Raw genomic sequence first — 19,684 nt, forward strand, 5'->3', positions numbered from 1 at the left:
GAGACATCCGGGAATCCACTGCACTCCGCTCGGACCCGGGGGTACCGGAAACGCAGGCCGATGCGGAACCGGACGACACTCCGAACGACGTGGCCTCGGTCGGCGACGAGCAGGGCAGGCGTTCGGAGCACGCCGAACCTGCGGACCGCGAGCCCTCCCACCGTGGCGGGCGGACCGGGCGGGCTTGTCGGTGGCCGGCGCCGCGCTAGCCGCCTGCGGCGGTCTCTTCGTCTACAGCGTGCTCGACACTCGTGACGCTGACGACGCGCCGGAGCGCCGCGTGCCCGCCGCCGCGGTGACCTACGAAGTAACCGGTCAGGGCACCGCCGACATCACCTACCAGGCGCGCAGCGAAACCGGCCAGGCCGTCGTCGTCAAAGCGGCCGCACTGCCGTGGCGCAAGACCGTCCACGTTCCGCTCGGCAAGGACCCGATCGTCAGCATCGTCCTCGGCGAGAAAGGCGGCCAGGCCCGCTGCGCCCTCGCCATCCGCGCCAAGCACGTCCAAAGCGCCACCGCCACCGGCGTGTTCGGCCGCGCCTCCCGCACCGGCGCCTTGGCCACCTCAGCCGCGACCACGAGCTGACCTCGCCCTTTTCCGCTATGCAAGGAGTTAGCGCGCAAGCCCTTCCCCGGCAGGTTCTGATCACCGCCGCAGTCCTCAGCGCCCTCGCTGTGACCTCCGCCTGCGGCGGGCACGACGACCAGCAGACGGCGGCCTCCGACTCGATGGAGGTGTCACAGTCCCCGCAGGACCCCACCACCGACACCTTCAGCACCGCCTCGCCCAGCGTCTCCGGCTCCCCCTCCGCCAGCCCCTCCACCACGGCCTCCGGCCACGCCTCAGCCTCGGCATCCGCCTCCACACCAGGCAGCGTTGCGAAAGAGACCACCGGATCCGCAAGCGGCACAGGGGCGGGCTCCGGCGATGCAGCGGCAGCCCCGGTCATCCCGCTCACCGAGTCCGGCGACCGTGGCAGTGAGCACCTCATCAACTACCCCGTCCAGTACGCCAAGGCACTGGTCATAAACTTCAACCGCTGGCCCGCCACCCCGGGCCGCTGGCGCCGGCATCTTCCTGCACGTCAACGGCAGTGGCGCTACGGCTGGTTGTGTGTCGGTGCCCCGGGCCACCATGGACCGCATCATGGGCTGGATCACACCGTCCGCCCATCCCCGGATCGCCATCGGCTGAGCATCCTCGTGATCTACGCCACTGCACTGGTGATCTTGGCGTCTTGATGGTGGGCTGGGGCCTGATCGGCTGGGAGCTCTGGAGTCCCCGGACAGGGCCTCTGCTGGATGGCGGAGGGTGCCGTGCAGGTGGAGCAAAGCCAGGGTGAGGAACGCCTACGCAGAGCCATCGTCCGACGACCACCCCAGTGGCTGGCAGCACCCAGACGATGTTCCTACGCCTCAGGACCATGCCGGAATCAGCATCCCCCAAAGAATCAGACGTCGGCTTACCACAGGCGAGGGCGCGCCGAGGCGACATGTCGGACAGTATTTCCCGGTCGAGCGATGGTGTCTTGCAGCCATTCTCGACTGCACCATGCAATTGCTCAGCACCTGAAATGCCCCATTCATCCCTTATGGATGAGACAAGACGGGCAGTACACGGCGTACATCGTCAGCTTGACTCCCCTGTGTCCGGGGCGAATCCGACCCGGAATCGACCCGAGTGGCTTTGCCACTCCGAGAAGATGGCCTATGACCTGCGAAAATAAGGGGTGACAGACGAGTCGGGCTGTACGCCGGGTTCTGTTCCGCATCCAGCCTCCCCCGCCTGTCGGCGAGCGCCGTAGCCGGTCGGCCCCGCCACCCGGCATGCGCCGCCACCGGCTGCCCGTCACCGTGCCAGCGCAGCCAGCGCCTCCTCCGCCTGCCTCACCAGCCCGTCCGCGCCGCACGAACGTGCCAGTGTCAGGCCGCGGTTGAGTTCCGGGACCGAGCGGGCCGCGAGGCCGTGTTCGATGCGGGCGGCGGCGTGTTCGTACTGGCAGGGGGAGGCTTCCAGGTAGGTGACGGCCTGGGCGGTGAGGCGGACCTGGCGCTGGCCGGTCTCCAGGGCGGCGGCGCAGCGCAGGGCCTCGCCGATGGCGGTGTCGGTGCCGAAGCGCTCGGCCTGGCGGCGGACGTCGGCGGCGAGCCGGGCCGCGCGGCCGGGGTCCTGGACGGCGAGGGCGCGGGCGAGGTCGACGGTCCAGGGTGCCAGCACCGGGTTGTGTCCGCCGCGCGCGGCGGCGGCCTTCTCGGCGGCCTCCAGTTCGTTGATCCCCTCCTCGGTGCGGCCCACGGCGAGCAGGAGCCGGCCGCGCACGGAGCGGGTGTCGGGGAGGACGATGGTCGACGGGTAGGGCGGGGCGAAGCCGTACTGCTCGGCGACGGTCCAGGCCTCGTCGACGTGGCCGCGGGCGAGGAGGGTGTCGACCAGTCCGCAGGTCGCCGACCAGTACAGGGGCAGGCCGCGGCCGACGCGTTCGGCGATCCGCAGGGACTCGCGCAGCACCTGCTCGGCGTCCTTGAGGCGGCCCTGCCGGCGGAAGGCGAGCCCGAGGAAGGCGTGGGCGAGGGCGAGGTGGCCGCCGCTCCAGCCGGCCGTGGTGTAGGTGCGCAGGGCCTCGGAGAACAGGTTCTCGGCGCGGTCGAGGCGGTCGGTGTAGGCGTAGGAGCTGCCGAGCATCATCAGCAGTTCGACGCCCCACTCGGTGTCGGTCCAGCCGAGGCCGGGCGCGAGGCGGCCGTTGACGAGAGCGCGGTCGCAGACCTCGACGACCTCCTCGGCGTTCTCGCCGTGCGTCATGGCGTCGAAGCCGCGCAGGATGAGCAGGGCCCGCTCCGAGTTGTCGCGGCCGGTGCAATGGCGGGCGAGTGCGGCGAGCCGTTCGGAGCGGCCCGGGGTGGCGGACTCGCCGGCGTAGATGCCCTCCCACATGTACTGGACGGCCCGCAGCCGCATCCGCGCGGGCCCCTCCTCGTGCCGGGCGGCCTCCGCCTCGACGGTGCGTACGGCCTGTTCGAGCTGGTCGTTGTGGAGGAGTGCCTGGGAGAGGCGGAATACCGCGTCGACGCGTTCGGCGCCGTCGAGGCCGGGCAGGGCGAGCGCGGTCTGGAGGTGGTCGACGGTCTTGGCCGGCGCGGTGAGCAGGGTGGCGCAGCCGAGTTCGTAGTGGACGTGGGCCTGCACCTCGGGCCGGGGCGGTTCCTGGAGGGCGCGTTCCAGGCACTGCCGGGCCGCGTCGGGCGCGCCGACGGCGAGGTGTTCGCGGGCGGCCTCGCGCAGTTGGTCGACGAGTTCGGCGTCGTCGTCGGGGTGGACCTGGAGCAGGTGCCGGGAGGCGGCCGCCGCGCCGAGTCCGAGGTCGGTGACGATGCGGGCGGCGATGCCGTGCATGGCGCGGCGCAGCGCGTCGGGGATGGAGTGGTAGACGGCGGTGGCGATCAGCGGGTGGACGAACTCCAGGTCGCCGTCGGCCGCCCGGGCGCCGGCGGGGTCGGGCGCGGTGAGGATGCGGGCGCTGGTGAGCAGCCCGGCGCAGCGCTCGGCCTGCTCCAGGCTCATGGTGGTGAGCTTGGCGACCAGGTCGACGGTGATGCCGGTGCCGAGGATGGCGGCGGCCCAGGCGAACCGGGTGGCGTCGATGCCCAGTTCCTCGAGGCGGGCGACGAGGCCGCCGCCGCGCGCCGAGCGGTTGAGGGCGCGCAGTTCCCCGGCGGAGGCCTCGGTCGGGTCCAGCTCGCTGTCGAGGACCTTGGCGAGGAGTTCGACGGTGTCGTACGGGTTGCCGTCGGTGACCGCCCAGACCTCGCGGCAGAACGGGCCGTCCGCGTGGGCGCCGACGGTGGCTCGGGTCAGTCCGGCGACGGCCTCGGGGGTGAGGGTGCTCAGGGTGGTGACGGTCCCGGCGGCCGCGGTGGCGATCGCGTCGAGGTGGCGGGCGCGGGCGCCGGTGGCCTCGCCGGGGCGGCGGGCCACCACGAGGAGCACGGGCGTGTCGTGCAGCCGCTCGGCGAACGCGGCGAGCCAGCGCAGGGTCTCCTGGTCGGCCCAGTGGGCGTCGTCGACCAGCAGCACCAGCGGCCAGTCCCGCCGGGCCAGCCGGCGCACGGCGGCGACCAGGCCGTCGCACACGCCCTGCGGGTCGGGCTGGCGCTCGCCGGGGTCCGCTATGCCGAGGGCGGGTCCGGCGATGTCGTACCAGTCGCCGAGGTAGTCGCGCGCCTCCTCGGGCAGCATCGTCACCAGCGCGGGCTGCAGCAGTTGCCGTACCACGTTGTAGGGCACGGACCTCAGGGTCTCGCCGCCGCGCGCCGACCACACCGTGCAGCCGCGTTCCTCCGCGATCCGGCGGGTCTCCGCGAGCAGCGCGGTCTTGCCGAGGCCTGCCTCGCCGCGGAAGACCAGCAGGCTGCCGGCGGACGACCGGTCGGCGCACAGGGCGTCGACGGCCCGCCGGATGGCGTCGATCTCCCGGTCGCGCTCCCACAGGGAAGCCGAGGCGGCCGTCGTCGGCCGTACCTCCGTCATCCCGCTACCTCCCCAAGTCGCCCGAACGACGTACAGGGCGAGCGTAGCCCTACTGGCCGGTTGGCGGTGGAGGGTCGTACGACCTCTTGCCGTCACGGGTGAACAGCGGGTATAGGGGGCGGCCCGGCGGATGGTTTCGGCTGGTCCAGTGAAAGTGATTGACAGTCAGATGCCTTGCTGCCGACGCTGGTTCGCATGGCTGAGACACCGACGCGGTCCCGCCGGGCACTGGTCGCGGGCTCGGTGGGCAACTTCATCGAGTGGTACGAGTTCGGTGTCTACGGCTACTTCGCCACGGTCATCGCGGCGCGCTTCTTCACCCCCGAGGGCGGCAGCGAGATCGAGGGCCTGGTGCGGACGTACGCCTCGTTCGCGCTGGCCTTCTTCTTCCGGCCGGTCGGCGCGGCCCTGTTCGGACGGCTCGGCGACCGGATCGGCCGGCGTCCGGTGCTGATCCTCGTCATCGTGCTGATGACGGCCGCGACGACGCTGATCGGGGTACTGCCGACGTACGACACCGCCGGGGCGCTCGCGCCCTGGCTGCTGACGTTCCTGAGGGTGGTTCAGGGGCTGAGCGCGGGCGGCGAGTTCGGTGGGGCGGTGTCGGTGATGACGGAGTTCGCGCCGCCGGGGCGGCGTGGGCTGTACGGGGCGTGGCAGTCGTTCACGGTGGCGCTCGGTCTGCTCGGCGGGGCGGGCGTGGCCGCGCTGCTCGCCACCGTGCTGAGCGAGGGGCAGGTGAGCGCCTGGGGGTGGCGGCTGCCGTTCCTGCTGGCGCTGCCGATGGGGCTGGGCGCGCTGTGGCTGCGGCTGCGGCTGGACGAGACGCCGGCGTTCCGGGCGGAGGGCCGGGGCGCTGTGGTCCGGCCGCCGGGGCGGGAGGTCGGGCGGGCGATCGCGCTCGGCGCGGGACGGATCATGGGCTGGGCGGCGGCCGGGTACACCTTCCTCGTCGTCCTCCCCTCCTATCTCCAGAGCACCCTCGACGCGAGTTTTCAGCAGGCGCTGATCGCCACGGTCCTGGCCAACGCGGGCTTCGCGGCGGCGATCCTCCCGGCGGGCGCGCTCAGCGACCGGGTCGGCCGACGGGCGGTGATGCTGACCGGCGCGCTGCTCGTGGCCGTCCTCGCGGTGCCGCTGCTGAACCTGCTCCAGGACCCGGACGCGTCACGCGTGACGCAGGGCCTGGCGGTGTGCGTGGCGGGCGCGGTGGTGGGCCTGATGGCGGGTCCGGGTCCGGCGCTGCTCGCCGAGATGTTCCCGACGACCGTGCGCTACACCGGCCTCGGGCTCGCCTACGCCCTGTCCAACGCGGTCTTCTCCGGCTGCGCCGGGCTCGTCATCACCGAGACCGTGGAGCGCACCGGGAACGTGGACGTCCCCGCCTACTACGCGGCGGCGGCCTGCGCGGTCAGCGCGCTCGCCCTGGCGGCGACACCGGCGCGGGCCCCGGCTACGGAGGCGCGGTGAACGTATGCGGGTGATCGAATGCGGGTGATCGAATGCGGTCTGACCCTTTGCGGGTGAACGTATGCGGGTGATCGGGATGATGTCCGGTACGTCGTACGACGCGATCGACGCGGCGGCGGCCGAGCTGCGTCTCGTCGACGACCGTCTGGTGCTGAGGCCGCTCGGCATGGTGAGCGAGCCGTACGATGCCGGGCTGCGGGCGGCGCTCGCGGCGGCGCTGCCGCCGGGGACCTGCTCGCTCGCGCAGGTGTGCCGGCTGGACACCCGGATCGGGCAGGCCTTCGCGGCGGCGGCCGTCCGAGCCGACCGTGAACTGTGCGGCGAGCTAGGGGAGTTGGTGGCCTCGCACGGACAGACCGTGTACCACTGGGCCGAGGCGGGGCAGGTGCACGGCACGCTCCAGCTGGGGCAGCCCGCCTGGATCGCGGAGGCCACCGGGCTGCCTGTGGTCGCCGACTTCCGGCCCCGCGACATCGCCGCGGGCGGCCAGGGCGCGCCGCTGGTCAGCCTCGTCGACCTGCTGTGGCTGCGCGGCCGGCCGGGCACCCCGGTCGCACTCAACATCGGCGGCATCGCCAACCTCACCGCCCCCGACGGCACGGCCTTCGACACCGGGCCGGGGTGCGCACTGCTCGACGCGGCGGCCCGGGAGTTCGGCGACGGGCGGCTGCCCTACGACGCGGAGGGCGCCCTCGCGGCCCGCGGCACCGTCCGGCCGGAGCTGCTCGGGCGGCTGCTGGCGGAGCCGTACTACGCGCTGCCGCCACCGAAGACCACGGGCAAGGAACTGTTCCACGCCGGCCATCTGCGACGGGCGCTGTCCGGTCTCGGCGCGCTGCCCGCCGAGGACGTCCTGGCCACGCTGACCCTGCTGACCGCCGAGACGGTCGCCGACGCGGTGCGGCGGGTCGGCGGCACGGAGGTGATCGCCTCCGGCGGCGGCACCCGCAACCCCGAGCTGATGCGGATGCTGCGCGAGCGGCTGGCCGGGGTCGCGGTGCGCACCTCGGACGAACTGGGGCTGCCCGCGGACGCGAAGGAGGCGTACGCCTTCGCCGTCCTCGGCTTCCTGACCGTCCACGGCCTGCCGGGCACCGTCCCGGCGAGCACGGGCGCCCGGCATGCGAGCGTCCTGGGCTCGGTGACCCCGGGGCGGCTCGGCCTGCGCCTGCCGAGGGCGGCGCGGCGCGCGCCGGAGCGGTTGGTGGTGGAGGGGCCGGGGGTGGAGCGGCCGGGGGCGGAGCGGCCGGAGGTGGAGCGGCCGGAGGTGAAGGGGCCGGGGGTGGAGCGGCCGGGGGTGGAGCGGCCGGAGGCGAGGTGAGCGGCGGGGCTGTGTGAGCGGTGACGGCCGGAATGTCCGGGGTGGTGTGAGCGGTACATGACGGTGTGTCCGTTATCGGTGGTCACGGGGCCGGATCCCTCTCATCCGGCTTTCACCGTCGCCTCATACGGTGGGGTCATGACGCAGGTGACTCCTCCCGGGTGGTATCCCGACCCCGGGCAGACAAGTGACGGTCCCGCCACCGAGCGCTGGTGGGACGGCAAGGCGTGGACGGACCAGATCCGTCCCGCGGGGTCGGCCGCCGCCTGGGGTCCACCGGCGGCGGGCCGACAGGCCCAGCCGGAAGAGCCGACCCAGCCGGGTCGGTCCGGCGAGACGGGGCAGGCCGCTGACGCGGTGCGGAACATCGGCTCGGAACGAGCCGCTGACGCGGCAGAGAACGGGGCCGCGGGAGAAGCCGGCGGCGCGCGGCAACCTGCCTCCGCGGTGGAAGCCGGTGCCACGGTGAGGGCCGACGACGAGGTGTCGACCGGTGACGCCAGGCGGGGCGACGGCCCAGGGCAGGCCGCTGAGGCGGCACAGGCCGGGGGCGCGGAGCAGCCCGCCGAGGCGGGGCCGGGCGGGGGCACCGGTCGATCCGCCTCCGCTGGGCAAGCAGGAGACGCGGTGACGGCCGACGACGCGGCGCGGCCTGGTGGCGCCGAGCAGGCCGCTGGCGCGAAGGGCGCCGCCGACGCGGCACAGGCCGGGGGCGCCGGTGGAACCGCCTCCGCAGGGGAAGCCGACGCAGGCGGCGCGAAGCAGACCGCTGAGGCGGGCCGGGCCGAGGGCGCCGGACAAGTCGCCGTACAACCCACCGCCGGGCGCGCGGCCGGCGCAGGACAGGGCGGCGACGCAGGACAACCCGCCGCCGCGCAGCCCGGTCACCCGGCCCACCCCGTCCACCCGACCCATCCCGGCCAGCCCCATGCGGCCCACCCGGCCCACCCGGCCCACCCGGGCCACCCGGGCCACTCGGGCCACTCGGCGTACCCCGGCTACCCGGCCCAGCCCGGCCAGCCGACGTACTCCGGCTACCCGGCGCAGCCCGACTACGCGGCCCAGCCGGGCCACCCGGCGCAGCCCGGCCATCCAGCGCCCCAGGGCTACCCGGGGTACCCCGCCCATCCGACGCAGCCGGGTTATGCGGCACAGTCCGGCTACCCCACGCAGCCGGGCTACCCCGCGCACCCCGGCTACCCGGGGTATCCCGCCCAGCAGCCGCCCGCGCCGCGGCGGTGGCTGCGGACGGGGATCGCGGTCACCGTGGCCGCCGCGGTGCTGGCGAGCATAGGCGTCGGTGTGTACGCGCTGACCAAGGACGACGGGGGCGGCGGGGCGAGCCGCGCCGACTCCCAGCAGGGGCCCGACGGCCGGGGCGACGACTCCGGCGGGCAGGACGGCCCGTTCGGCGACGACGGCGGTGACGGCGGCTCCGGCGGGCAGGACGGCGACGAGTCGGGGCCCGGGCAGCCGGAGGTGGAGGCCGGCGGCACGGTGTCCGACCCGGTCAACGGGATCAGCATCCGCGTGCCGGACGGCTGGACCGGGCGGGCGATGGCCGTGGGCGCGCAGCTGGCGTCCGACGACACCTACCCCTGCCCCGGCCAGACCTCCCAGACGTGCACCAAGGGCGGCGCGTACTCGGCGCCCGCCGAGCTGCTGAAGACGAAGGGCAGCACCCCGGAGGCGGTCGCGAAGGCTGACATCGCGGAGAACGCCGAGGAGTCCTACGGCGGCCCCTCCTACGGCAAGATCACCTCCCACCAGGTGCTCGCCTCGAAGGCGGTGACCGTGGCCGGGCAGAAGGGCTATCTGGTCCGCTGGAAGGCGGTCACCAGCAAGGGCGCCGACGGCCTCGTCCAGTCGATCGCCTTCCCTTCCCCGGCGGACGCCGAGCGGATCGTCGTGGTGCGCGTGGGCGTGGACGACGACCAGACGGTGTCCCTCATCGACGAGATCACGAAGAGCATCAAGGCCGCCCCCGGCGGCGGCTACGGGCAGGACGTCTGACCGTCCCGCACCGACGAGTCGGCCGGGTGGGGCGCCTCTCCGCTCCAGAGGAACCCCACCCGGCCGGGGGGTGCGCGCCGCCCCCGTCCCCACGGTGCGGCGCGGTCAGACCGGCCGTCCAGTCATCCCGTGGACGGCGCGGCCTGGGTCTTCAGTCGAGGCCGAGCGCCGGGAGCACGGCGGCCTCCACGAACCGGACCAGGTAGTCCGGATCGGCGTACTCGCCCTCCAGGACGGGCCTGACCCGCAGGACGCCGAAGAGCTGCGCGGGCACGAACGGCAGCGCCGGATGCCCGGCGGGCACCTCTCCGCGCTCGACGCCCCGGCGCAGGATCTCCTCCAGCGCGGCCAGTTCCGGCTCGACCAGCGCCTCGCGCAGCGCGCAGGCCAGTTCCTTGTCCTGGGTCACCGCGTGCCCGAGCGCCTGGTGCAGCTTGGTGTCCTTCGCGGACCACGCGGCGGCGCAGCGGGCGACCTCGCGCAGGTCGCCGGCGAGCGAGCCGGTGTCGATGCCGGCGAACCGCACCCGCCGGCTGGAGCGCAGGGCGGCCGCCACGAACTGCGGTTTCGTCTTCCACTGCCGGTACAGGGTGGACTTGCTGCAGCGGGTGCTGGCGGCGACGCCCTCCATGGTCACGGCGTCGTAGCCGCACTCGCGGATCTGCTCCAGGACGGCGTCGAAGAACTCCTGCTCACGCTCAGGCGTGAGTTTGGAGCGGCGCGAGGCGACGACCGTCTCCGGTCGGTCCGCGGCCTGCGACGTCATCGGCGGTTCTCCCTGGCTGCGCGGGTGTGATTCATCCCTGTCGATACACCAGTGTACCGGTACTGAACCGTATCGGTACACTGGCGTATCGGTACGCGACCGTATCGATAGGATGGCGGTCCAGTATCCGGAGCCTCTGGTTCCGCGCTTGCCACTCATGCACCACCGTCAGCGAAAGGGCCGGGGGATGAATGCCCGCACCGAGCCTGAAGAGGCGGAGCCCGACGCGATAGCCCGGCCGCCGCTCGTCCGTGAGTTCCTGCTCGTCGCGGGGCTCTTCCTCGTCTACAAACTCGGCCGCCGGCTGGCGACCGGTCACACCGGGGAGGCCCACCGCAACGCGGACCGGGTGTGGGACTGGGAACGAGCGGTCCATCTGCCCGGCGAGGACCTGGTCCAGTCACTGCTGCTGCACGGCGACACCCTCGTACGGATCGCGAACACCTACTACGCGACCGTGCACTTCCCCGCCACGGCCGCCTTCCTCGTCTGGCTGTACCTGCGCCGGCCCGGACACTACGTCTGGGCGCGCCGGGTGCTGGCCGCCGTGACCGCCGCCGCGCTGGTGCTGCATCTCACGTTCCCGCTCGCCCCGCCGCGGATGCTCGCGGCGGCCGGGCTGGTCGACACCGGGCAGGTCTACGGGCCGTCGGTGTACGGGCCGCCCGCCACCGACACCCTCTCCAACCAGTTCGCGGCGATGCCGTCGCTGCACTTCGGGTGGGCGCTCATGGTGGCGATCGGCATGATCGCCGCGACCCGGTCGCGGTGGCGGCGGCTGTGGCTGCTGCACCCGCTGCTGACCCTGCTGGTGATCGTCGGCACCGCGAACCACTACTGGCTCGACGCCCTGGTGGCCACGGCGCTGCTCGGCCTCGCCCTGGCCGTGCTGCGTCCGCCGCGGCGTACGGCCGTATCGGTGGGGGCCGAGGCTCGCGCCGAGGACGCGGCGGCCCGTCCCGTGCTGCCCGGCCCCGCGCCCGCCCCACAGACCACGCCCGCCCGGCGAAGCGCGCCCGCCCCGCGGACCGCGCTCGTGGAGGCGGGCCGATGAGCGCCACCGTCCTCGCCCTCGTCCTGTCGGTGTTCTCCGCCGTCGCCTACGCCGCCGCCGCGGTCGCCCAGGAACGGCTGGCCGCGCGCAGCTCCGGCGCCGGGACGCTGCGGCTGCTCGGCAGCGCCGCGTGGTGGGTGGCCGTGGCGCTCAACGCGACCGGCGCGCTGCTGCACGTGGTCGCCCTGAAGTACGGCCCGCTGACCGTGGTGCAGCCGCTGGGAGCGCTCACCCTGGTCGCGGCGGTGCCGCTGGGCGCGCGGATCGCCGGGCGGCGGGTCAGCGCGGCCGAGTGGCGGGGCACCGCGCTCACCCTGGCCGGGCTGGCCGCGGTGCTCGTCACGGCGTCCGGGCCCGCGCCCGACGACGTGCTCAGCGTGCCCGAGGCGCTGGTGGTCGCGGGCGTCACCGCCGTGCTGATCGGCTCGCTGGCCCGGCCCGGCGCCCGGCCCGGCCTTCGGCACGCCACCGCCTCCGGGATCGCCTCGGGTGTCGCCTCCGCCCTCACCCAGACCGTGACGGTCGCCGCCACCGACCACGCGGGACCCGTGCTCGACGTCCGGGTGGTCTCCGTGGCGCTGCTGGTCGCGGCGTTCGCGACGGGCGGGCTGCTGCTGGCGCAGACCGGCTACCGGGGCGGTCTGGGAGCGCCGCTGGCGATGGTGACCCTCGCCAACCCGGTGGCCGCCGCGGTGATCGGCCTGTCCCTGCTGGGCGAACGCCTCCAGGGCGGACCCGCCGGGGTGCTGCTGGCGCTGGCGGGCGCGGCGCTGGCGTCGTGGGGCGTGGTGCTGCTCGCCCGGACGACACCCGAGCCGGCACCCACACCCGAGCCGGCCCCGCGCACCGTATCCCTGACTGGGCCGAGCCTGCCCGCCGCAGCGCTGACCGAGCCGAGCCTGCCCGCCGTACCACTGACCGGGCCGAGCCTGCCCGCCGCAGCGCCGACCGAGCCGCCGATGGTGCCCCGGCAGTCGCAGCGGCGACCGCAGCCGGGTCCGGGGCACCTCACTCCGCTGTGAGCGGCTACTCGGTGGCGATCGCCGGGTCGCTCACCCCGGGCTGCCCGTTCTCGACGTGCCCGGCGAAGCGCCGCAGGTACGCCGGGTCGGCGTCGGAGGTGACCGTGAGGTCGTACCAGCGCCGGGTCGCCGTCAGGTCGACGGTGTGCCGGACGACCTCGCCGGGCCGCACCCGCACGCTCCGCGCGGTGCCCGTGTAGCCGTCGGCCAGCTTCAGCCCGACCGTGCCGGACCCCTTGTTGGTGAAGGTCAGCTCGACGTCGTCGCCGGTGTGCCGGGCGGTCACCTCGGGGCCGGCCACCTTGTTGCGCCCCTTGAAGGCGCGCAGGAAGCCGTTGGGGCCGTGCACGGTCAGGTCGTACGCCCCCTTGGAGTACACCGAGTTCCAGGTGTCCGAGACGCTCCTGCCGGCCTCGGTGGTGTAGAACCACGGCCCGTCGGTGCGGTTGCCGGAGGTGACGAGGAAGGCGGCCCCCGCCTTCGTCCCCGAGGCGAAGGTGAGGGTGAACTTCCCCGCCGCCGTGTCCGCCGAGCCGTCCACCAGCGGCGCGTACTTCAGCGGGCGGGCCGGGCGCAACCCGCGCTCCTGGCGGGGCATGTCGGGGTGCGCGGGCGGCGTCGGCCGGTAGTCGGGGTGGCGTTCGCGGTCCGGCGGCGCGTAGCCGTCGGTGTCGGGCAGCGCGGCGGGCTCGCTGTCCTTGCGGGAGAAGTCGAACGCGGCGGTGAGGTCGCCGCAGATCGCCCGGCGCCAGGGCGAGATGTTCGGCTCGTGGACGCCGAAGCGGCGCTCCATGAACCGGATGATCGAGGTGTGGTCGAGGGTCTCGGAGCAGACCCAGCCGCCCTTGCTCCACGGCGAGACCACCAGCATCGGCACGCGCGGCCCGAGGCCGTAGGGGCCGGCCGGGCGCCCTGCGTCGCCCGGGTAGAGGTCGAGGGAGACGTCGACCGTCGACTTGCCCTGCGCGGCGGACTTCGGCGGCAGCGGCGGCACCACGTGGTCGAAGAAGCCGTCGTTCTCGTCGTACGTGATGAACAGGGCCGTCTTCGCCCAGACGTCCGGGTTGGAGGTGAGCGCGTCCAGGACCTGGGCGATGTACCAGGCGCCGTAGTTCGACGGCCAGTTGGAGTGCTCGGAGAAGGCCTCGGGGGCGGCGATCCAGGAAATCTGCGGCAGGGTGCCGGCCTGGACGTCGGCGCGCAGCCGGTCGAAGTAACCGTCGCCGTTCTTCACGTCGGTGCCGGTGCGGGCCTTGTCGTACAGGGGGTCGCCGGGCCGGGCGTTGCGGTAACTGTTGAAGTAGAGCAGGGAGTTGTCGCCGTAGTTGCCCCGGTAGGCGTCCTCGATCCAGCCCCAGTGGCCGGCCGCGTCCAGGCCGTCGCCGATGTCCTGGTAGATCTTCCAGGAGATCCCGGCCTTCTGCAGCCGCTCGGGGTAGGTGGTCCAGCCGTAGCCCAGCTCGTCGTTGCCGAGGACGGGGCCGCCGCCCGTGCCGTCGTTGCCCGTGTATCCGCTCCACATGTAGTAGCGGTTCGGGTCGGTGGAGCCGATGAAGGAGCAGTGGTAGGCGTCGCAGACGGTGAAGGCGTCGGCGAGGGCGTAGTGGAACGGGATGTCCTCGCGCGTCAGATACGCCATGGTCGTGGTGCCCTTGGCGGGGATCCACTTGTCGTACCTGCCGCCGTTGTAGGCCTGCTGGCCGTCGGTCCAGCCGTGCGGCAGGCCTTCCAGGAACTGCATGCCGAGGTCGTCGGCGTCCGGGTGGAAGGGCAGGATCTCCTTGCCTCTGTCCTGCTGGTGCCAGACCGGCTTGCCGCTGGGGAGGGTGACCGGGCGGGGGTCGCCGAAGCCGCGGACACCGCGCAGTTTCCCGAAGTAGTGGTCGAAGGAACGATTCTCCTGCATCAGTACGACGATGTGCTCGACGTCCTCGATCGTCCCCGAGCGGCGGTTCGCCGGGAGCGCGGCGGCCCGCTCGATGCTGCTGGCGAGCGCGCTGAACGCCGTGGTGGCGCCCGCTATCTGAAGGAATCTGCGCCGGTTGACTTCGGGCATGAGTGGGGACCTCTCGTCCTGACGTTGTTCGACCGGCCGGATGGACATGACGGAATGCGCGCGGAAGGAGTGTTCCAAGAGCACCAAACGTCAGGGAAGGGTGTGGTGGCGCCCGTGTGAAAGTCGTGGGTACGTGGGGTGTGTTTCCAGCCGGACCGCATGACGGGTGGCGTCGTGAAGGGCAGCGCCACGGCAGGCGGGCGTCACGGCGGGCGGCCGACAGGGCGTGCGCCCCGGCCCGACCGTGGCGCCGTCGGCGACCTGAACGCCGACGGTGCCCGGTCAGGCCTCGGGGGCGGGGACCACGCTGAGGTGGCCCGCCGCGCGGCGGGCGCCGACGCGCCGGCGCGGGGCGGACGCCGGGCGGCGCGGCTCGCGCAGCACCAGCGTCAGCCGGGTGTAGCCCAGCTTCTGCAACATTCGGGGGGTTTCGCCGACGATACGGCAGTCGGTGGCACCCCAGCGCGGGTCGGGGTGCAGCAGCGGACGGATCGCGCCGTCGTGCTCGACGGCCGCCTCACCGACCGCGCGGATCCAGTGCGGAAGGCCCTGCCGGTAGGCGGCCTCCATGATGGGGTCCTGGGCGATCTCGCGGCGGATCGCCTGGAGCCGGGCGTCTTGCGCGTGCCGCTCCACGGCGGCGGCGAAGTGCGCGAGCATCGGCAGGCACCAGCGCGCCTCGTGCTCGCCGAGCACCGTGCCGGCGTCCGGGTGGAACAGGACGAATCTGAGGAAGTTGTCCCACGGCATGGCCGTCGGGTGCGGTCCCACGCCTCGGAAAAGTGTCTCGAAGGCGTTGTTGGCCAGGACGACGTCCCAGCCCTGGTCGACGACGACGGACGGGAAGGGGACGTTCTGGAGCAGTGCGGCGTAGTCCTCCAGATACGCCTGGGCCTCGGGACACTCGGGTACGGGCCGCAGCTCGGACCGCTGCCCTCCTGCCTGATATGCCATCGGGAGGTCACCCCTCTTGCCTCTGCGGCCTTCACGCGGCGCCTTGATCCTGATGCCCCGACGCGAGGCGTGTCAACTATCGTGGCATTTCATGCCTGTTGACGGCTGAAATTGGCCACAGTTGTGGCGAGACCTGGATGTGAGTTCGAAGCACCGGCTAATCTCCGGGAAGTTCACGGCAACCAGTTGTGAGAAGCCTGTGAGAGACGTAGGAGACCTGTCGGTGACGGATGGCTACGAGGTTCCGGGCGCCACGGCGACGGCTGTGCTGCCGGCCGTGGTCGCCCGCGTCACCGCGCTCGCCGACCGGCTCGGCGTGCCGCACTCCGAGGTCTTCGACACCGCCCGGCTGTCCGTCGCCTGCGGTGTCCCCGAGCCGGTGGTCAAGGAGCTGCTGCGCGGCCGGCCCGCCGGGGAGCCCGATGTGCAGGCGCGCTTCCTGCAGCGGCTGGACCTGCTGCGGCGCACCCGGCTGAAGCCGAACGGCCGCCGGTACACCCAGCAGGAGATCGCCGACGGGGCCGGCATGTCCCGGCAGCAGGCCGGGGCACTGATCAACGGCGACCGCCGCCCCACCATGGAGCACTGCGACGCCATCCAGCGCTTCTTCCGGGTGCACGCGGGCTTTCTGACCGCCGAGGACCCCGAGGCACTGGCGGGCGCCCTGCAACGCACGGAGCAGGAGCTGCTGCAGAAGCTCGCCGACCGTGAGCGCGCGGCGGCGGCCGCCTCCGCCGACGACCCGCTGGAGCGGCTGCTCCAGGACCACGGTGTGCGCGGGATCGCCTGGCGGGCGGCCCAGCTCCCCACCGACCAGCACCGCGACAAGGTCGCCGAATGGCTGGACATGCTCCTGGAGAGCGTCAGGCGGCCGGAGAGCTGACACGACGTCAGCGTGGGCGCCGAAACCCCGGGTGAGCGGAAGATCGACCGTTCGGCCCGGCGTGGAGAGGCTTTCCCCGCTCGCTCCGCCGTGCTCTCGGCTCCGCTGAGCGAGCGAACCGCGCGGGCGTGAGGCCCGATTGTCAGTGGTGGGCGGCAAGCTGGAGACAGACCCCGCGCCGCGCGGGGCACGCTGTCGAGACGGGGAGAGCCGACCGATGTCCACTGCCGTACCGACCGACCGCGAGCGCGCCGCCGTCCAGGCCTATCTGCGTCTGCTGAACACCGTCAGGGCGGCCTTCGACAGCGCGCCCGGCCCGCACGGGGCGCCCCGGCCACCCGTCGTGCCGCCCTCCGTGCTCGCCGAGGCGGAGCAGGCGCTGGCGGACGCGGGCCTGAGCGGCAACGAGGAGGCGTTCTTCCGGCTGCTGCACGGTTGGTGCCCGCCGGTCCCGGTGGTGCGCGAGGCGTACGGCACCGACTCCTGAACCTCGGGGCGGAGGTCAGGGGGTGCGGGGCGGGCGCTCCGGCCGGGGTCGCGTGTCAGGGGTTCGGCACCGTCACCGCCGTGGCCACCAGGCCCCGGCTCACGATCCAGCGGCCCTCGAAGTGGCCGACGCGGCGCTCGCCCAGCAGCGGTCCGGGGACGAGGAGTTCGGCGCGGAACCCGCCGCGGGTGCGGTCGCCGGGGTCGACGGTGAGGTCGATGTCGGCCTCGGAGAACTCCAGCCACCGCCCGGTGAGCGGGAACCACGCCTTGTAGACGGACTCCTTGGCGCTGAACAGCAGCCGGTCGCCGCGCAGTTCGGGCAGCGCGGCGGCCAGCCGGCGCAGCCGCTGCTGCTCGGCGGGCAGGGCCACGGCCTCCAGCACGCCGTCCGGGAGCGGAGCGTGCGGTTCGGCGTCGATGCCCAGGGAGGCGAGGTCGGTGGCGCGTACGAGCGCGGCGGCGCAGTAGCCGTCGCAGTGGGTCATGCTGCCGAGCAGCCCGTCGGGCCACCGGGGCGCGCCCCGTTCACCGGGCAGGATCGCCTGCGGGGGCACGCCCAGCTTCTCCATGGCGCGGCGGGCGCAGGCGCGTACCGTGGCGAACTCGCGGCGCCGCTTGGCCACGGCCAGCGCCACGAACGCCTCCTCCTCGGGGAAGAGCGGGGCCAAACCGGCCTCGTCGGTGCCATGGGCCTCGACCGCGACCACCGTGTCGGGCAGCAGTTCCTCGATCACCGGGCTCAGGCCTCCGTGGGCAGAATGCGGCGCGGCCGGCCCGGCGGTTGCGGGCGCTTGCGCCATTCGCGGGGGTATCCCACCGACACCTCCTCGAAGCGGACGCCCTCGTGCACGGTGGTCCGCGGGATGTGCAGGTGGCCGTAGACCATGGCCGCGACCGGGAAGCGGCGGTGCCAGTCGGCGGTCAGCCGGGTGCCGCACCACATGGCGAACTCGGGGTACCACAGCACTTCGGTCGGATGGCGGTCCAGCGGCCAGTGGTTGACCAGGACGACCGGCAGGTCCCCGGGGAGCGCGGCGAGGCGGGCCTCGGTCTCGGCGACCCGGGCCCGGCACCAGTCGTCGCGGGTCGGGTAGGGGTCGGGGTGGAGCAGGTACTCGTCGTTGCACACGACGCCGGTCTTGTGGGCGTACGCCAGCCCCTCCTCCTTGGTGGCGCAGCCCGCGGGGAGGAAGGAGTAGTCGTAGAGGAGGAACAGCGGGGCGACGGCGACGGGGCCGTCGGGGCCCTCCCAGACCGGGTAGGGGTCCTCGGGGGTGACGACGCCGAGGCCGCGGCACATCTCGACCAGGTGCTCGTAGCGGGCGGCGCCGCGCAGGGTGACCGGGTCCGAGGGGTGGGTCCACAGTTCGTGGTTGCCGGGAACCCAGACGACCTTGCGGAAGCGGCCGGCCAGGGTTTTCAGGGCCCACTCGATGGAGGAGACCTTCTCGGCGACGTCGCCCGCCACCAGGAGCCAGTCGTCGTCGGTGTCGGGGCGCAGCTTCTCGACCAGCGCCCGGTTGTCCTCGTACCCGATGTGCAGGTCGCTGATGGCCAGCAGCTGCCCGGCACCACCGGCCGTCGATGTCACCTGTCGCCCCCTCCGATCACGCGATCACGCGGACGGCACCACGAGAACACACCCGCGCGGCGTCGGGCAAGGGCGACCACGCGCTCGGCGCGCCCCACCGGTGGGACAGGGGGGTGCTCAGGGGGCGGGGTCCCGGGAGCACGTCTGGGGCGCGGTGCGGGAGGTGGTGCGGGAGAGATATCAGGAACCGGCGGTCCGAGTGTGCATGATCGGATAATCCGTAACGCACGCGTTGCACGCGAGGGCTCCGGAAAGCCGTATGATCTGCCCCAACACCACCGCCTGAACCCCCTTTCCGGGGGCGGTTTGGTGTCCCTCCCTTCATCCCTCTGGCCGGGCCCGGCCCTGCTTCGCCGTGCCCGCGAACCGTGAAAGGCGGCCTGCATGGTCTCTCGCGTACGCGTCTGGCTCAACCGCACGTACGCGGAGAACGTGTTCTTCATGGATCAGCTGCGCCGAAATCCCAGCGACCGGGCGGTGGAGATCCATGCGACCCACGGGGACCCGGACTCGCCGGTGCTGGCCGCGGCCGACACCGCTGATCTGGAGCCCGAGGGCCTGTCGCCCGCGGCGTATGTGGAGTTCGCCCTCGATCTGTGCGCGCGGCGCGGGATCGACGTGTTCGTGCCGCGGCTGCACCAGGCGGCGATCGTGGCGCACCGCGCCGAGTTCGAGGCGGTCGGTACGGCGCTGCTGGCGCCGCCGCCGGAGGCGGTGGCCGTCTTCCAGGACAAGGCGATCGCCTACGAGGCCGTGCAGGCGATCGGGGTGCCGGTGCCGCCGTGGTGGCGGGTCCGCGATGCCGACGAACTCGTCACCGCCGTCGACGAGTTGGAGGCGGCGGGGCACAAGGCGTGCTTCAAGCCGGTGTCCGGCGCGGGCGGGGTGGGCTTCCGCGTCGTCACGCGCGCCCCCTTCTCACTCCTTCACCTCAACGGGTTCCCGGGCCCCTACGTCCCGCTCGACCTGGTGGTGGAGGCGATGCGGCAGGCCGAGGAGCCGGTCGACTGGCTGGTGATGCCCCGGCTGGAGCAGCCGGAGGTGTCGGTGGACTGCCTCACCGGCCCGGACAACCTGGTGCGGCTGGCCGTGGGCCGTACCAAGAACGGCCGCCGGCGCGGGTTCACCCTGCACGAGCAGTGGCTGGAGCCGGCGCGGCGGATCGCGGAGGGGTTCGGGCTGCACTATCTGTCCAACATCCAGTTCCGGATGTTCGGCGATCGTCCGGTGCTGATGGATGTGAACACGCGGCCCGCGGGCGGGCTGCACCAGCTGTCGCTGTGCGGGGTGAACGCGCCGTGGGCCGCGGTGCGGTTGGCGCTCGGAGACGACCCCGGCGAGATCACGCCGCCGTTCCTGGGGCAGGACTACACGGTGGTGGCGGGGCCTCGGCCGTTGCGGCAGTTCTCGCTGCCGCAGCAGCGGGTCGACTCCGTCGGTCTGGCGGCCGAGGTGGTGTCGCTTTAGGGCGTGGGCCGGGTGCGGGTCGTGAGGGCTGGTCGCGCGGTTCCCCGCGCCCCTGGCTCACCTCCTCCGC

General features: G+C 73.4%; 14 protein-coding genes and 2 pseudogenes. 10 read left to right on the forward strand and 6 right to left on the reverse strand.

Going from position 1 to position 19,684, the window contains the following annotated elements; translation table 11 throughout:
* Positions 1–190 precede the first annotated feature (190 nt).
* Positions 191–586, forward strand: a complete 396-nt coding sequence (locus ACIG0D_RS05940; protein ID WP_399797061.1) for a hypothetical protein — start codon at positions 191–193, stop codon at positions 584–586.
* Between the two features lie 1,263 nt (positions 587–1,849).
* Here the strand turns inward: ACIG0D_RS05940 and ACIG0D_RS05945 are convergent.
* Positions 1,850–4,528 (reverse strand): ATP-binding protein, encoded by a 2,679-nt coding sequence (locus tag ACIG0D_RS05945; RefSeq protein WP_399796529.1) that lies wholly within the window; start codon positions 4,526–4,528, stop codon positions 1,850–1,852.
* 195 nt (positions 4,529–4,723) lie between these two features.
* On the opposite strand from ACIG0D_RS05945, the gene ACIG0D_RS05950 reads away from it, so the two are divergent.
* From ACIG0D_RS05950 to ACIG0D_RS05965, 4 genes and pseudogenes are all read left to right on the forward strand, one after another.
* Positions 4,724–5,998, forward strand: coding sequence for an MFS transporter (locus tag ACIG0D_RS05950; RefSeq protein WP_399796531.1), 1,275 nt, complete (start codon positions 4,724–4,726; stop codon positions 5,996–5,998).
* A gap of 61 nt (positions 5,999–6,059) precedes the next feature.
* Complete coding sequence (locus ACIG0D_RS05955) at positions 6,060–7,319, forward strand: anhydro-N-acetylmuramic acid kinase (RefSeq protein ID WP_399796533.1); 1,260 nt, start codon at positions 6,060–6,062, stop codon at positions 7,317–7,319.
* Positions 7,320–7,457: 138 nt separating this feature from the next.
* Positions 7,458–7,541, forward strand: a pseudogene (locus ACIG0D_RS05960) (DUF2510 domain-containing protein); the annotation flags it as partial.
* Between the two features lie 810 nt (positions 7,542–8,351).
* Positions 8,352–9,332: pseudogene (locus tag ACIG0D_RS05965) on the forward strand (hypothetical protein); the annotation flags it as partial.
* A gap of 151 nt (positions 9,333–9,483) precedes the next feature.
* Here ACIG0D_RS05965 and ACIG0D_RS05970 read toward each other — a convergent pair.
* Entirely contained in the window at positions 9,484–10,098 is a 615-nt protein-coding gene (locus ACIG0D_RS05970; protein WP_399796535.1) for a TetR/AcrR family transcriptional regulator, read from the reverse strand.
* Between the two features lie 187 nt (positions 10,099–10,285).
* Between ACIG0D_RS05970 and ACIG0D_RS05975 the strand changes: the two genes are divergently transcribed.
* Both ACIG0D_RS05975 and ACIG0D_RS05980 read left to right on the forward strand, forming a co-directional pair.
* Positions 10,286–11,152, forward strand: coding sequence for a phosphatase PAP2 family protein (locus tag ACIG0D_RS05975; RefSeq protein WP_399796537.1), 867 nt, complete (start codon positions 10,286–10,288; stop codon positions 11,150–11,152).
* On the forward strand, positions 11,149–12,174 hold the full coding sequence (locus ACIG0D_RS05980; protein ID WP_399796539.1) for a DMT family transporter: 1,026 nt from the start codon (positions 11,149–11,151) through the stop codon (positions 12,172–12,174). Before ACIG0D_RS05975 ends, ACIG0D_RS05980 begins: the two co-directional genes overlap by 4 nt.
* 4 nt (positions 12,175–12,178) lie before the next feature.
* Here ACIG0D_RS05980 and ACIG0D_RS05985 read toward each other — a convergent pair whose 3' ends face one another.
* Together ACIG0D_RS05985 and ACIG0D_RS05990 are read right to left on the reverse strand one after the other, a co-directional pair.
* Positions 12,179–14,230, reverse strand: a complete 2,052-nt coding sequence (locus ACIG0D_RS05985) for a phosphocholine-specific phospholipase C (protein ID WP_399796540.1) — start codon at positions 14,228–14,230, stop codon at positions 12,179–12,181.
* Positions 14,231–14,512: 282 nt separating this feature from the next.
* The gene (locus ACIG0D_RS05990; protein WP_399796542.1) at positions 14,513–15,184 is read right to left on the reverse strand and encodes a hypothetical protein; all 672 of its coding nucleotides are present in this window, start codon (positions 15,182–15,184) and stop codon (positions 14,513–14,515) included.
* A 223-nt stretch (positions 15,185–15,407) separates the two neighbouring features.
* Between ACIG0D_RS05990 and ACIG0D_RS05995 the strand changes: the two genes are divergently transcribed.
* Together ACIG0D_RS05995 and ACIG0D_RS06000 are read left to right on the forward strand one after the other, a co-directional pair.
* Positions 15,408–16,067, forward strand: a complete 660-nt coding sequence (locus ACIG0D_RS05995; RefSeq protein ID WP_399796543.1) for a helix-turn-helix domain-containing protein — start codon at positions 15,408–15,410, stop codon at positions 16,065–16,067.
* A 217-nt stretch (positions 16,068–16,284) separates the two neighbouring features.
* Positions 16,285–16,554, forward strand: a complete 270-nt coding sequence (locus ACIG0D_RS06000; protein WP_399796545.1) for a hypothetical protein — start codon at positions 16,285–16,287, stop codon at positions 16,552–16,554.
* Positions 16,555–16,609: 55 nt separating this feature from the next.
* Here ACIG0D_RS06000 and ACIG0D_RS06005 read toward each other — a convergent pair whose 3' ends face one another.
* Positions 16,610–17,290, reverse strand: a complete 681-nt coding sequence (locus tag ACIG0D_RS06005; protein WP_399796547.1) for a 4'-phosphopantetheinyl transferase — start codon at positions 17,288–17,290, stop codon at positions 16,610–16,612.
* 5 nt (positions 17,291–17,295) lie between these two features.
* Positions 17,296–18,147 carry a metallophosphoesterase family protein gene (locus ACIG0D_RS06010; RefSeq protein ID WP_399796549.1) on the reverse strand — a complete coding sequence of 284 codons (852 nt, stop codon included), beginning with the start codon at positions 18,145–18,147 and terminating at the stop codon, positions 17,296–17,298.
* A gap of 384 nt (positions 18,148–18,531) precedes the next feature.
* Here ACIG0D_RS06010 and ACIG0D_RS06015 point away from each other — a divergent pair, with 384 nt between their 5' ends.
* Entirely contained in the window at positions 18,532–19,614 is a 1,083-nt protein-coding gene (locus ACIG0D_RS06015; protein WP_399796551.1) for an ATP-grasp domain-containing protein, read from the forward strand.
* Positions 19,615–19,684: the final 70 nt, after the last annotated feature.

The organism is Streptomyces sp. NPDC052773, assembly GCF_044547145.1.
GTDB lineage: Bacteria > Actinomycetota > Actinomycetes > Streptomycetales > Streptomycetaceae > Streptomyces.

Coding starts and splice junctions, on each gene's coding strand:
- ACIG0D_RS05950 (WP_399796531.1), top strand. CDS start 4,724: ATGGCTGAGACACCGACGCGGTCCCGCCGGGCACTGGTCGCGGGCTCG.
- ACIG0D_RS05985 (WP_399796540.1), bottom strand. CDS start 14,230: ATGCCCGAAGTCAACCGGCGCAGATTCCTTCAGATAGCGGGCGCCACC.
- ACIG0D_RS05975 (WP_399796537.1), top strand. CDS start 10,286: ATGAATGCCCGCACCGAGCCTGAAGAGGCGGAGCCCGACGCGATAGCC.
- ACIG0D_RS05955 (WP_399796533.1), top strand. CDS start 6,060: ATGCGGGTGATCGGGATGATGTCCGGTACGTCGTACGACGCGATCGAC.
- ACIG0D_RS06015 (WP_399796551.1), top strand. CDS start 18,532: ATGGTCTCTCGCGTACGCGTCTGGCTCAACCGCACGTACGCGGAGAAC.
- ACIG0D_RS05945 (WP_399796529.1), bottom strand. CDS start 4,528: ATGACGGAGGTACGGCCGACGACGGCCGCCTCGGCTTCCCTGTGGGAG.
- ACIG0D_RS05970 (WP_399796535.1), bottom strand. CDS start 10,098: ATGACGTCGCAGGCCGCGGACCGACCGGAGACGGTCGTCGCCTCGCGC.
- ACIG0D_RS06000 (WP_399796545.1), top strand. CDS start 16,285: ATGTCCACTGCCGTACCGACCGACCGCGAGCGCGCCGCCGTCCAGGCC.
- ACIG0D_RS05980 (WP_399796539.1), top strand. CDS start 11,149: ATGAGCGCCACCGTCCTCGCCCTCGTCCTGTCGGTGTTCTCCGCCGTC.
- ACIG0D_RS05990 (WP_399796542.1), bottom strand. CDS start 15,184: ATGGCATATCAGGCAGGAGGGCAGCGGTCCGAGCTGCGGCCCGTACCC.